Origin of the sequence: Acinetobacter piscicola (assembly GCF_015218165.1) — a bacterium.
Classification (GTDB): Bacteria; Pseudomonadota; Gammaproteobacteria; order Pseudomonadales; family Moraxellaceae; genus Acinetobacter; species Acinetobacter piscicola_A.
Map to the genome: position 1 here is coordinate 1 of NZ_CP048664.1, position 12,678 is coordinate 12,678.

13 protein-coding genes, 2 pseudogenes and 1 other annotated feature are annotated in these 12,678 nt (G+C 35.5%); of the genes and pseudogenes, 7 read left to right on the forward strand and 8 right to left on the reverse strand.

Annotation, left to right across the window (positions count from 1 at the left end):
• The 3 genes and pseudogenes from G0028_RS20700 to G0028_RS20710 form a co-directional block, all read right to left on the reverse strand.
• A pseudogene (locus G0028_RS20700) lies at nt 1–729 on the reverse strand (ISNCY-like element ISAjo2 family transposase); the annotation flags it as partial.
• A gap of 176 nt (nt 730–905) precedes the next feature.
• On the reverse strand, nt 906–1,430 hold the full coding sequence (locus tag G0028_RS20705) for a hypothetical protein (protein ID WP_180047728.1): 525 nt from the start codon (nt 1,428–1,430) through the stop codon (nt 906–908).
• Nucleotides 1,431–1,442: 12 nt separating this feature from the next.
• The gene (locus G0028_RS20710) at nt 1,443–2,693 is read right to left on the reverse strand and encodes an ATP-binding protein (RefSeq protein WP_180047730.1); all 1,251 of its coding nucleotides are present in this window, start codon (nt 2,691–2,693) and stop codon (nt 1,443–1,445) included.
• A 196-nt stretch (nt 2,694–2,889) separates the two neighbouring features.
• On the opposite strand from G0028_RS20710, the gene G0028_RS20715 reads away from it, so the two are divergent.
• Nucleotides 2,890–3,069: a hypothetical protein gene (locus tag G0028_RS20715; protein WP_180047732.1), complete on the forward strand. Its 180-nt coding sequence runs from the start codon at nt 2,890–2,892 to the stop codon at nt 3,067–3,069.
• Nucleotides 3,070–3,170: 101 nt separating this feature from the next.
• Here G0028_RS20715 and G0028_RS20720 read toward each other — a convergent pair whose 3' ends face one another.
• On the reverse strand, nt 3,171–3,566 hold the full coding sequence (locus tag G0028_RS20720) for a hypothetical protein (RefSeq protein ID WP_180047734.1): 396 nt from the start codon (nt 3,564–3,566) through the stop codon (nt 3,171–3,173).
• Nucleotides 3,567–4,131: 565 nt separating this feature from the next.
• On the reverse strand, nt 4,132–4,473 hold the full coding sequence (locus G0028_RS20725) for a hypothetical protein (RefSeq protein WP_180047736.1): 342 nt from the start codon (nt 4,471–4,473) through the stop codon (nt 4,132–4,134).
• 198 nt (nt 4,474–4,671) lie between these two features.
• Here G0028_RS20725 and G0028_RS20730 point away from each other — a divergent pair, with 198 nt between their 5' ends.
• Complete coding sequence (locus tag G0028_RS20730) at nt 4,672–5,151, forward strand: hypothetical protein (RefSeq protein ID WP_180047738.1); 480 nt, start codon at nt 4,672–4,674, stop codon at nt 5,149–5,151.
• On the opposite strand, the gene G0028_RS20735 is transcribed toward G0028_RS20730, so the two are convergent.
• Nucleotides 5,135–6,418, reverse strand: coding sequence for a MobA/MobL family protein (locus tag G0028_RS20735; RefSeq protein ID WP_180047740.1), 1,284 nt, complete (start codon nt 6,416–6,418; stop codon nt 5,135–5,137). The genes G0028_RS20730 and G0028_RS20735 overlap by 17 nt on opposite strands.
• A 221-nt stretch (nt 6,419–6,639) precedes the next feature.
• On the opposite strand from G0028_RS20735, the gene G0028_RS20740 reads away from it, so the two are divergent.
• The 5 genes from G0028_RS20740 to G0028_RS20760 all read left to right on the forward strand — a co-directional run bounded on the left by G0028_RS20740 (nt 6,640) and on the right by G0028_RS20760 (nt 10,691).
• Nucleotides 6,640–7,395: a hypothetical protein gene (locus G0028_RS20740; RefSeq protein ID WP_180047742.1), complete on the forward strand. Its 756-nt coding sequence runs from the start codon at nt 6,640–6,642 to the stop codon at nt 7,393–7,395.
• 741 nt (nt 7,396–8,136) lie between these two features.
• On the forward strand, nt 8,137–9,090 hold the full coding sequence (gene repM / locus G0028_RS20745; protein WP_180047744.1) for a replication initiation protein RepM: 954 nt from the start codon (nt 8,137–8,139) through the stop codon (nt 9,088–9,090).
• Nucleotides 9,083–9,637 carry a plasmid replication DNA-binding protein gene (locus G0028_RS20750; protein ID WP_180047746.1) on the forward strand — a complete coding sequence of 185 codons (555 nt, stop codon included), beginning with the start codon at nt 9,083–9,085 and terminating at the stop codon, nt 9,635–9,637. Before repM ends, G0028_RS20750 begins: the two co-directional genes overlap by 8 nt.
• 21 nt (nt 9,638–9,658) lie before the next feature.
• Entirely contained in the window at nt 9,659–9,802 is a 144-nt protein-coding gene (locus tag G0028_RS20755; RefSeq protein ID WP_180047748.1) for a hypothetical protein, read from the forward strand.
• Nucleotides 9,803–10,091: 289 nt separating this feature from the next.
• Nucleotides 10,092–10,691, forward strand: coding sequence for a hypothetical protein (locus G0028_RS20760; RefSeq protein WP_180047750.1), 600 nt, complete (start codon nt 10,092–10,094; stop codon nt 10,689–10,691).
• 78 nt (nt 10,692–10,769) lie between these two features.
• On the opposite strand, the pseudogene G0028_RS20765 reads toward G0028_RS20760, so the two are convergent.
• Nucleotides 10,770–11,372: pseudogene (locus G0028_RS20765) on the reverse strand (ISNCY family transposase); the annotation flags it as partial.
• A 36-nt stretch (nt 11,373–11,408) separates the two neighbouring features.
• A protein-coding gene (locus G0028_RS20770) for an IS3 family transposase (protein ID WP_104915068.1) occupies nt 11,409–12,628 on the reverse strand; the annotation gives its coding sequence in 2 pieces (ribosomal slippage) (nt 11,409–12,352 and nt 12,352–12,628; 1,221 coding nt in all).
• Nucleotides 12,237–12,353: a sequence feature (AL1L pseudoknot), on the reverse strand. (Overlaps the previous gene by 117 nt.)
• Nucleotides 12,629–12,678 lie beyond the last annotated feature (50 nt).

Below are 12,678 nucleotides of genomic sequence, written 5' to 3' on the forward strand. Positions count from 1 at the left end.
TTTGGCCTGTGGTGAATTAGCGAAGATAATATCGATATTCAGGGTGCTGAGTACGCGCCCAAACTGGGTAATCTTGGTGTCTTTCTTACTGCTTTGATTCACCCTGAAGACTGAATGTTTATCGCTGTAGAAGGCTAAAGGCTTACCATGCTGCTCAACATACAAACGTGTTGAAATCATATAGTCAAAGGTTGATTCCGACTCACAGAAGCGTAAATGCTGTAATTTGCCTGTGGCATCATCGATAAATACCAGCAGACAGCATTTAGGGGCTCGACCTTCAAACCAGTCATGGTGTGAGCCATCGATTTGGATCAGTTCACCATAACAGTCCCGGTTATAACGAGGCTGATACGGGCGTTTCAGACGCTTGGCGCGAGGAATCCATAAATCGGCTGCAATCATCCAGGAACGCAGTGTTTCCACTGAAATATCAAAGCCATGAACGGTGGTGAGCTTTTCATGCGCTAAAGTGGGTCCGAAACCATGCAGTTGATCAGAAACAATATTGAGGCACTTGAGTCTGAGCTCTTCAGGAAGCCTGGAATTGCTGATTTGACCACGACCGGCATGGGCTAATGCAGCTGGGCCTTGAGCTTTGTATTTTTGCAATAAACGTCTGATCTGACGCTCTGAAATATGAAGTAGCTGAGCAGCTTGGGACTGGGTTATGCGTTGATCACAGATTTCCTGCAAGACCGACAATCGTTTAAGTTCTTTATCCGACATAGACACCAACATATCAAACCGTCCGCTAAGAAAATTGCGAAAGTGCATATTCTAAAAGCGGACATTTTTACTTTGGAGAAACCGGACATTTCTACTTTGGGCTTACATTGTAACTTCGCATAAGATGTATTATGTTAATTGTAGATGAACTATAAAATATCTATAGAAGTAGCTATTCACTTAGCCTTAAGATCATCAAATGATTTCTTCATTTCCTTGGTGACACAGTGCTTCAATTCTTCTATTAAATTTCTATTCCACAACTTACTTTTTTCGAATGAATTAATAGATGTTACACAGCTAGGATTTTTAATAACTTTGCCTTTAAGTTCATTTTTAGTAGTACAGTTGACCCTCTCTAATAATTTATTAATATTTTTAAATCCACACGCATAAGCCAATTCATCTTCCAAATCTCTATGTTGTTGTAAAACAAAAATTTTATATCCATATTTTGTTAACAACAAAATATTTTCTTCAATATTTTTCAAACAATGAGGGAAATTTAAAATTAAATCGGTATCTATAAGAAGATATATTTCAGACATGTTCGGCTTAGGTAAGTTACCAAAGTATCTTTCAAACTTCCTACTTTCGGTTTGAGCTAAATTAATAGTTTCTTTTTTTCCTTCTATCCCTAAGTGATGTAATAATGCTTTTTCAGTAGGACCTTCTGCAATAAATACTAGACGCTGTTTCATCACAATTACATCTCAATCTTCAAATAAAATTTCATCTAATAAATTAGTGTCAGGGATAGTTCCAAGAACATCATTTCTAACATAATTTACAATAGATCTATCATTCTTTTTGAAGTGATCCTCAGCTTTTATAAATTCAGAGTTCCCATCTATATCTCGTTTTATAAATAAATAACTATGAATAGGATAGTTCATCTCTAAAACTTCATAATTATGCGTGGTATAAAACAATTGAGATGTATGACTAATCTTTTGTATTATCAGATTTAGCATGTTTTTTTCAATTTCACATTGGACATGAGACATATTTTCATCTAGTACATAAGTAAAACTTCTATTTTGAGGAAGATTGATGACTCTTGATAAAAATTTAGCTAGTTTAATTGCTTCATATGTACCCTGAGAAAGTAAGTGTCTATCTTCGATGACAGTACCGATAAGACTCATCTGTAAACTCTTGTTATTACAAAAATTTATAAAGAACCCTTTTGGAGTATCGCTATTTTGCTCAGATGCATATGCAACATTTTTAATTGTTGGGTCGAATGTTTTAAGGCACCTCTCTAAAATATTTTTATCTAAATTTATATCTTTAAAAAACTTATTTTCAATATCGCAAGACAAAAAGTTTTTAGCAGATGCAAAATAATATTCATCAAAATCACGATGGTTTTTATTGTCTACATTATCGATATTAGTAGAAAAAATAACATTTTGACCAATACTGTTTTCATCAACTGTTTCTAATTTTTTCCTTAAAGAATTAATACTATCCTGCTTATTAATAGGAATACATTTGTAAGTATATTTCCAAGAGTGTTCCTTTAACTCTTTTTTAGTTAAATCGAATTCGACATCCAGACTATGCAGGTGATCATATCGTGTATTAACCTCTGTAATATAGTCTCTAAGTTCTTCTTGAGGCTTACGGGCCAAATCTAAAATATAAATAGGTTTAGCCGCAATAAATTCGACACTAAAGGATATTTTTTCCTCATGGCTTCTTAAGCCATCTTCCAGAAAACCAGATATTGATCCTTCAGAAATAAAGTCTTTAATAGCATAAAGAATTTTAGTAAAAGATGTTTTACCACTTGCGTTAGCACCAGAAATCAATACTAAACGCTTAACTCGAATATTAGGGAAATTCTCTAAAAACTCATAAGGTATTGTATTATTTTTAATTTTTTTAGGATATGTAAGATCCAATTCACAATCTTTAAAACTATACCAATTCTTAAGATGTAACTTTGTAAAAATCATAACATTTTCCAATTTTTGGAAGTAAAGCAAAATAACTACTATACATTAAAATTAAAAATTTAAATATTCCTTGCTATACTTAAATGATGTGCTTAGGCAAGTGCATTCACTGGGCGATGTTCTTTTGATCGGAATAATCATCTTACTAACAGTAGTTGGTTTCTATCTCGCTTCTAGCTTGGGAGAAATCAAATTCATGAAACTTAATGAAACTACAGCTTTAGCAAAGGAGATAAATATGATTAAAGACTCAAACACTCTAGTCCATACAAAAAATACTACTTTTAACACTTCTTTTAAGCAGGCAAGCATGCTTGAAAATATACAAATGTTTATAGTAGGTATGGTTAGCTCCGCATGGGGAGCATTTGCCTAAGCATTTCAAATTAAAAATTAGATAATTCATTTAACATAAAACCTCTTATGAGAAATTAGACTATAAGTCCAAAGTCGAAATGTCCAGTTTCTCCAAAGATTTCAATGCTCTTTTTTAAGGAAAGGCTGTTCCTCCTTAAATCTTGGATCTATAAGCTTTTTCCTCTCTTTCTCTTGCTCTTTTTTCAAATTATCAACTATTTTTTTTACTCGATTAAATTCTTTTTCTCTTTCAGACTTTATTAGCTTTTCTATCCGTTGCTCATTTTCTATTTTATTTAATTCTAAATATTCATCGTTTTTTATTTCCTCCGCTAATAAACCAATATATAACGCATTAGCTTTTTCGATTACTCCTTCTGACTTTGCTAGTGCCATTGCCCAAAGACCTGGCCGTTTTTCTCCAGTTGAAAATTCTGTTAATGCTATTTCATAAAAAGCTTGTTCATTTTTTTTATTAAGTATAATTTTTTCTTTAATTTTTTTAAAAAAAATCATCAGATTCATTCCCTATATAATAGTCATTCAATGAAGTTATGATCTCAATAATTTAACTTCTTTTACAAGCTTATTTTTAAGAAATGGCAATAAAAAACCCCGACATCCTGTCGGGGTTTTTCGTATTTGCGTCTTAGGGTCAACTCCTGTCATCCCTCACGATCCTGGTGTTTTGCTTATTATGATTGTTTTATGCTTTGGAGCATCCTGCTCGCTATGGGTTCATGATAGAAAATTAGAGGGAATCTGCCTATTCGCCAATACCTTAAAATGTTGTACGTTGTGGCTTACAAAGCTTAAAAATTATCCTTAGATTTATCCGCACATTTTGTGGATATTTTAACCACTATAAGTCTTGATTGAATTCAGAAAAATTTAAAATTGGTTGTTTTTTAACCTATTTTATAGGCAAAAAGTGACAATTCCGTTTAAAAAAGCGCCGACATGTAACGAGGTCGGCTTTTGGATCGTTTTTTGAGTTTTTAAATTAGGCTAATTGATTGATATTACAGGGTTATTACAAAACGATTTCGCATAACGCCCATTATGTTAAATGGACATAATTTCAGTCATTAAATTCGTCCATACATGATTGAATTTCGTAAATAAAATTGGTTTTAACCTCTTTTTTTTCATTAATGTCCAAAATAAATTTCCGCCAGTCTCCTCCTGTATGAGCATTCATAACTTGATGTAATTTTTCACACAAAGGAATTAAATGTTCAAAACTTATTTCGTTTAAGCTTACTGATGTCATTTCGCTATTTTTTGTGAAATATAAACCAAACTGTGCCCAACCCTCATCAGGATTGAACTTATATTCATAACGATAAGGGTGTTCCTTCCCATCCAATAATGTGAATATTTCAATGGCTAAGTCATTGAGTAAATTTAATTGATCTTCCAAAATTTGCACCTATCATTAAATTATTTATTTTAAATATTTCCTAAAATTAACATAATACGCCTTATGCGAAGTGCATAAAGAATGGGAGCTAAAAGCTCCCATTTCTAATTTTACTCATAACTAAAAATTTCAATAAAAAATATACGCTCAAATTTAATTTAGACTATAAGAAATCAATACGAAAATAAGGCTAAAGCCATGAATAGTATCGATCCTCACCAAAAAATAAATCGAATAAAAGATGAAAGTATTGCCCCACAACAATTAGGCACACTGACTTATCGACTATCTTTGACTCAAAAGTTTGTCACTTGGTACAACACCCACTACGAAAGCAACTGGTTTTGCCTAAACTGTGAAAAAGATGATGAAACAGTGATGGATCCAAACACTGTAAAAGATCATTTTGAAAATCAAGTCATCCAATGCCAAAGGTGTGACATCAATGACTCACAAGGTGGTTTACCATCAGGAAAAAGACGAGATCGAGAAGCATGGAAATCCGCACAATCCATTGTTTCACATAGCTTTGATCCTGAAATCATAAAGGCTACTAAAAAAAGATCCTGGGAACGCTTTGAACGGATCCAGTCCGGAGAAACCACAATTGAAGATGAAGAAGCAGTACTACTCATGCAGTGGCGTGCCTTAAATAATCTGCTTAAAAGCCAGGACTAAAATCATTATCCGGATCATGATTCTTGATCTTTTCAGGAGTGACTGCCTTTTCCCTCATCTGCAAAGGCACACGTTCGATGACTTGCCGCTTCATGAATGCCAATTCTTCATCAATAGCGGCTATCTGAATAACTGAATTCTTTAACTGTTGGCCCAGATCACTTAAGTATTCTAATTTCTCAAGTCGATCAAAGGATTCGGTATTCAATAGGTCTATATACGTCTGTAAATCATGCTGAATCAACCTAAAAGGTTCTGTCATTTGATGATCTTTCAATAAAGCTTGCAACATTTTTTGTTGTAGAAACAATAATTTTTCTTGAGCATACCAACGCTGCCGTGTCCGTGGTGTTTCTGCTTGCTTGCTCAACGCTTCAATCTCTTTTCGATTTTTTAATTCAGCCTCATAAAATGAACGATACAACTCATAATGATTTTCAGCACGTAACCGATTAATTTCAGTAGTCATCTTTTCCCGTTCGGCCATTAATTCCGGCTCTTTCTCACGCGCAAAACGCACCGCCTTATTCATCACGGGGACATCTTGCAACTGCGTCCCATACTTTTGATTGTAATCCCGATTCGACAAACAACTGACCAAACTAGGCACTTCCACCTGAATACCACGGATCTCCACCATTTTGATGGGGGCATAACGCCTCAAACTGTCATTAATCAATTCTTCAGTCTTCTGCCTATACAACTGCAGCTGCGCTTTCCCCATCCCCAATACATCAGCCGTCAGCTTTTGCGCGCCACCTTTCTGCGGATCCTTCGGGTTATAACGCTTAAAAAACTGCTCAGCTGTCCGATCGATCCCATCCACATGCCGTTCACTATACATAAAATGCAAATGCGGTTGCTCTTGCCCACCCAACGATCCAACATGATTATGAATGGCACACGTAAAGGGATAGCTATAGCGGTCTGCAAACTCAGTAATAAATGCCTCAGCCAATTCAATCCGCTGCGCCTGGTTCAACTCTTTCGGTAAAGCCACCACCAAACTGGAACAGGTACGGCCATTACTGCGTTCATAAATATCTGCAGCATCCCAAAACTCAGCCGGATTTCCTTCAGCAAAATTTGGCAGATTGCCGGATCTCACAAACTCAATCTGCTCCGAAGCCGATTCCTTATAATTTTTAAAGTGCGAAGTCCGGGTAATGTAGTGAAACCGGTTCTTGGCCGTGGCAGCATTTTTTACTTTCCCCGATCGGGTTTTCACGGCCTTTTTGCTTGTGTGTTCCAGATTGCAATAGAACATAATCCCACCTTCAAATTCACGGAGCCTCGCAGAGCCTGCGGAGCACGAGGAGAAGTGTTTTTAATTCGATATAATTGCGTAGTAATTATATCGAATTAAAAACACGGAAACGAGCTTAAGAATTAAATAAAATGTTCCCACATTTTATTTAATTCTTCCCGTGCCGGCCTATGCTAAACTGAAAACACAAAAACCTCACCCATTTTATGCTGGAGAATGCGATGGCGGCCCGTGGAAGACCTGCGAAAATACTCACCCCAAATGACCTCACGACATTGCAGCAATTCCTGGAGAAACTTCCCTTCCTCAAGAAAAAACAACAACAGGCTTTGACCCTACTTCAACAATCCAATGGCAGATTTAATGACCAACAACTCAGCCTGTTCAAAACAGTCGACCGAGAGAAAAACCAGTTTCTAACAAGACAGGCTCTCATTGAACAAATCAAACTGAAGGACAAAAACCAACAGCCCCTCTTGGCCAACGAAATTGAAATTCTGACCTTACTCAATCAAGCAATGGATCAGGATAATTTCTTCCGCCTAGATCGTGCCCTAGAGTCTTATCAGAAAATTGAAAAAGCAGCCCTAGACAATCGAATCCGGCTGGAGAATGAACACAAACGTGAAATTTTGCAGAAAAGTCACAAAGAACTGACAGAAGCCCAGAAAAAACGCAATGCAGAAAACCAACTCAAATACGCGATAGGAGGTGTAGTTCAATCGCTTTATAAAGACCTCAATCTTCAGATCCAGCACAGTGATATTCCCCTACTCAGAGATGCCCTCCTACAGAGCATTATTTGGGAAAAAACCATTAAAGAAACCACAATCTATAAAGAGATCCAAAACAACACCGAAGATATCAAGGAAGAAACAAAATTATTCCAGCGTATGCTTGAAGATTTGCCAACCTATAAAATCAATGGGAAAGATTTTCACAAGGTACTCATTCAAAAGCACAGTAAAAAGCCATAAAATGCGATTACAGCCTGTTTTTGGCTCAATCCTATAACCCTACATAAAAAATGTAAACAGGGCTAAAAATGCGAAATAAGCCCTTTTACGCTTCAACCCTAAATGAATCCTTAATTTATAAATTAAGAAATGCCCTTAAAACTCAAATTAAATACCTAAAAGGTATCTATAGAGCGAGTGTCTACGAGCGACACAATGAAAAGTCGCGTCTAGACCCTCTGAAAAACCGTTTTTAAGGCTGTATAGCCTAAAAAAGCATAAATCACATGCTAAACCTGGCTTCTAGATCGAGCATAGCGAGCAAAAAGCTTTATGAGCGAAGCGAATTCATTATGCTCTTGCCTTTGCTTTTGCTCTTTTTAACTTCACGTAAACATGAACCAAAAAATTGCCCCAAGAATCGAGCGAGAGCGAGATTTAATAGAGTTTGAGCGTAGCGAAAACATAGGGCAATTTTTAATGTTTTGTGTTTTTAATTGCTTTTAAAATATTTTTAAAAGCTTTTAGACTATCTGAAAGCTTTATATAGCAATGCTTTCAAAACCAATATGACTACGTTTACCTACCAATATGACTACGTTTACCTACCAATATGACTACGTTTACCTACCAATATGACTACGTTTACCTACCAATAATCTACAGTATATTTTTTGTAGATTTAACTACATTTACCTTGCATAAATCTACATAATATTTTATATAGACTTATATCGGTAAATAATAAAGTAGATAAATAGCATGCGAGATCTTGTTGTTAAGGATAATGCTCTAATTAATGCTAGCTATAACCTCGATTTAGTTGAACAGCGTTTAATTCTCTTGGCTATTGTTGAAGCAAGAGAAAGTGGTAGAGGTATCAATACTAATGACCCACTAGAAGTACATGCAGAAAGTTATATCAACCAATTCCAAGTAGCGAGACAAACAGCTTATCAAGCCTTAAAGGATGCCTGTAAAGATTTATTTGCTCGGCAATTTAGCTATCAAGAAATAAATAAAAGAGGAAATATTGAGAATGTTTTAAGTCGCTGGGTCAGTGAAATTAGATATATTGATGATGAGGCGACTGTAAAATTAATTTTTGCTCCTGCTATTGTTCCTTTGATTACACGTTTAGAAGAACAATTTACAAAATATGAATTACAACAAATTAGCAATCTTAGTAGTGCTTATGCAGTTCGATTATATGAGTTATTAATTGCATGGCGTAGTACAGGGCAAACACCAATTATTGAATTAGCTGAATTTAGAAAAAAAATTGGTGTATTAGATGATGAATACACTCGTATGGGAAACTTTAAGGATCGTGTCCTTAACTTAGCAGTTGCTCAAGTCAATGAGCATACAGATATTAAAGTTAAATGTGAGCAACACAAACGAGGAAGAAACATTGCTGGTTTTTCATTTTCCTTCAAACAGAAAAAAGATGCTGCATTAAATACCATAAATAAAAATGCTAAGACTTTAGATGTATCTCTAAAACTTACCGATGCTCAACGCCATATGTTTGCGCATAAAATGTCTGAATTACCTGAAATGAGTAAATATTCTCAAGGAACTGAAAGCTATCCTCAGTTTGCAGTTCGTATCGCAGAAATGCTCCAGGATTCTGAACGTCTCAAAGAGTTGTTACCTTATCTAATAAAAGTTGGGTATATGCCATTAGATAAAAAGGACACAGTAAATGGCTAAATTATCACTCAGTGAAGTATCTAAACGTTTTAAGATAAGCCGTTCTACTTTATACAGAGCTATAAAGGAGGGGCGTTTATCTAGAGGTGCTGATGGTCTTTTTGATATTGCTGAAGTTGTACGTTGCTTTGGCGAACCAACAAAAATACAGGATCAGTCAAACTCAACTTCTCCCCCTCAAAATGATGCAGATTTACGCCAATTAGTTGATTTCATGAAAAAGGAAATTGAAGGATATAAGGATCGTGAAAAACGCTATTTAGATCAAATTGACCGCTTCCAATTACTATTAGGACATAAAGAAGATGAAGAAGAATTATCTCATGATACACCTATAACACCCCACAATGACACACCATGCGACACAACAAATGAAATGGTTGAATCATTTGAAAATAAAAGATTTAATAATAAAAATAAGTCTCATGAGATACCAATGGAACATACTAATGACACACTACGAGACATATCAGTAACACACCATGCAACAAGAAAAAAACGTGGCTTATTTGGACGAGTCCTGAATGCCGTATTTAATGAGGATTAAACTCTTAGAGGAGTTTTGAGCATGAAAATACTGAAAGAGATCCTACAAGCAGTTGCCTTTTTGCTGATTGGCATTCCGATCATGATCATGGCTAGTATTTCAGATCAACGAGCCTTTAAAAAGGAGCGAGAACAACGTGGAAAAGCCCAAGAGCAAAACAGATGATTGTTCAGTAAAGTTTACCAATGAAAATCAAAATTGAGTATAAAACAGGCATATTGTGTGAATAATCCATAAAAAACACTGATTTAAATCAAGTTATGTATTGAATTTCGCATAAGTTGTATTATGCTAATTTTAGTTTTTCTAATAGAGATAGAGGAATCTTTTACAAGTTGGCTGTCTAGAATCTCCCAAGTGAAAGTCTCCTGTTATTTCAGCACACATAATTTGTCTTACTTGAGAATCATAGGTAAAATATTCAATAACTTTAAAATAAAAATTTGGGTAAATTATGGATATTTATCAAGATTGTTCTTGTAGTGGAAATAATGAAAATTGTTTCAAATGTTATGGAACTGGAAGAATTATTGATGAAAATAAAACTTCTACACCAAAATCAATAAAAGTTCTTTCAACTAATCATACAAGATTTAAAAAGGAGAGTTATAAAAAAGAAGTTTTTATTTTAAAAAAAAATATAGATGGAAAAATTTATAAAGAATTTTTGGTTAAGTGTAAAATATGTGCGAAATTGATTGAAAAGATAGAAATAAAAAATCATATCATTAAACATAATTCTATGAATCATATAGAGTCTTCACAAGAAACTAATCTCGTAAAAAAACAAAAAATAACTCTAAGAACATTAATACTCTGCCCCATATGTAATGTTCGTGTAAAAGGAGTTAAATATGAAAAACATATGTTTAAGGTACATGGAAAAAATATCGACTTATCTAATTTTAAAATAAATGTTAGTTCAGGTAGTTTTGGTATATATGATGATGTAATCGAAAAAAAAATAAATAATGATGCTACTAAACTCTATGCACATAATTTTAGAGAGAATGGAAAATTTGGTTCCCATCCAGAACATGATAACTATGATTAGCCTATTTTAAATTAACACAATACATTGTATGTTATTCCAAAGTAGAAATGTCCTACCTAATAACCAAATAGAAATGTCCTATATGGACATTTCCAAGTCAAGCACAGGATTTAGATTTCGTTCTTGAATTGCTGTTTTCTGTGCACGTCTGCTTGGCATCTTTTGAGAACGATTGCGTTTATTTTGTTGTTCTAGTTCTTCATGCTGCTGTTGAATATGGGCTAATACAGAACCCAAACGTTTATTTTCAACAATCTCTCGCTGGTTGAGCTGACTTAATTTATCGAAGATGCTGTAATTGATTTTTCTTCCCTGATATTCAATCGCGACTGTACTATCCGGGTATTCCAGAAACTCAAGATACTTGCCAATCAATCTTTGGTTTTCTTCCGTGTTTTCCAGGAGATATACGCATTTATCATAAGTGATCGTCAGGCTATTCGTGACTCTGCGGGGTTCACGCCAGGTAAAAATATCATCTAATTCTTCGGCTGTTTCAGTGACAGTCCGGTGTAGATCCTTGGGATTAAAGGCCATCTTGGCAAACTTCTGATTGAACTGCTCAATGAAGCAGGGTAGCCAGGCATTGGCTTCGGCAATCGAACTGATGCCTTCCAGACGCATTTCTTTGATCAGACGGTCCTGAAGCGTTCTATTGGCTCGTTCTACACGGCCTTTTGAACCGTACCAGGTTTGTCGGAGACTTTTTTATTTAAGTTAGGCCACCTGACCTAACGGATTAATCTTATCATAGTACATTGCTTCAAACTCAAAAGGCGATACATAACCCAGTGCGCTGTGTACACGTTCTTTATTGAACCAATCGACCCAGTTTAGTGTCGCAAGTTGTACATCTGCTAAACCTTGCCAATCTGCTTTTAAATATTCAATCACCTCTGTTTTGTATAAGCCATTCACCGTTTCAGCCAAAGCATTATCGTATGAATCACCCGTTGTACCGACTGATGCTCGTAAATTTGCTGCTTCTAAACGATTGGTATAGCGAATGGAAAGATATTGCACACCTCTGTCGGAATGATGAATCACGTTCTTTGGCATGCCTCGATCATGCAATGCTTGCTCCAGTGCATCAAGTACCATATCTGTATTCATCCGTGTTGATACTTTCCATCCAACAATTGCTCGCGAGAACACATCAATAATAAATGCAGTGTAGACCCAGCCAGAATTGGTTTGAATATACGTAAAGTCACTGACCCATAATTGGTCAGGTCGATCAGCACTAAAATTCCGTTTCACTAAATCATCTGCTCGTTTTTGATCATCTCGGCTGCGGGTAGTTTGTTTGTTCTTACCACGCCAAACACCTTGTATATCTAGCTTCTGCATCAATCGAGCAACTGTACAACGTGCAATAACATAGCCTTCACGTTTCAATTTTTGCCAAACTTTACGTACACCATATCGACCTAAACTTTCTTTCCAAATACGTTTGATTTGCTCTGCATGATGTAAATCATGCAGAGCACGTTTCGCTCGATGTTCTGGGTTATCAACGAGATCTAAAGCCCGATAATAGGTCGAAGCTGCAATCGGTAAAATTCTACAAATCGCTTCAACACCATATCGATCTTTATTGTTATGGATAAAATCCACCATTATTTGTGTGGGCGGTCGAGCTCCGCCTGGGCGAAAAAAGCGGCTGCTTTGCGTAGAATTTCATTGGCACGCTTTAATTCTTTAATTTCACGTTCCATTTGCTTCATTTTTTCTTGGTCAGATATCTGTTGTACTTTGGCAGGATTTAGTTGATCCATATGCTTTAAATACCAAACACGCAATGTTTCAGGAGTACAACCGATTTTAGGAGCAATAGCTGTGATCGCAGCCCAATTCGATGGATAATCTTTTTCAGATTCAATCAATAGTTGAACCGCTCTTTCTCTGATTTCAGGGGTATATTTTAATTTTGTCATCGGGATAGTCTCTCAGAATATTGACTCTCCGACAAACCCGGTACGGTTCA

Bases quoted from the DNA above. Each gene is read 5' to 3' on its own strand.
- G0028_RS20705 (WP_180047728.1), bottom strand. From the start codon at position 1,430: ATGAAACAGCGTCTAGTATTTATTGCAGAAGGTCCTACTGAAAAAGCA.
- G0028_RS20710 (WP_180047730.1), bottom strand. From the start codon at position 2,693: ATGATTTTTACAAAGTTACATCTTAAGAATTGGTATAGTTTTAAAGAT.
- G0028_RS20715 (WP_180047732.1), top strand. From the start codon at position 2,890: ATGAAACTTAATGAAACTACAGCTTTAGCAAAGGAGATAAATATGATT.
- G0028_RS20720 (WP_180047734.1), bottom strand. From the start codon at position 3,566: ATGATTTTTTTTAAAAAAATTAAAGAAAAAATTATACTTAATAAAAAA.
- G0028_RS20730 (WP_180047738.1), top strand. From the start codon at position 4,672: ATGAATAGTATCGATCCTCACCAAAAAATAAATCGAATAAAAGATGAA.
- G0028_RS20735 (WP_180047740.1), bottom strand. From the start codon at position 6,418: ATGTTCTATTGCAATCTGGAACACACAAGCAAAAAGGCCGTGAAAACC.
- G0028_RS20740 (WP_180047742.1), top strand. From the start codon at position 6,640: ATGGCGGCCCGTGGAAGACCTGCGAAAATACTCACCCCAAATGACCTC.
- repM (WP_180047744.1), top strand. From the start codon at position 8,137: ATGCGAGATCTTGTTGTTAAGGATAATGCTCTAATTAATGCTAGCTAT.
- G0028_RS20750 (WP_180047746.1), top strand. From the start codon at position 9,083: ATGGCTAAATTATCACTCAGTGAAGTATCTAAACGTTTTAAGATAAGC.
- G0028_RS20755 (WP_180047748.1), top strand. From the start codon at position 9,659: ATGAAAATACTGAAAGAGATCCTACAAGCAGTTGCCTTTTTGCTGATT.
- G0028_RS20760 (WP_180047750.1), top strand. From the start codon at position 10,092: ATGGATATTTATCAAGATTGTTCTTGTAGTGGAAATAATGAAAATTGT.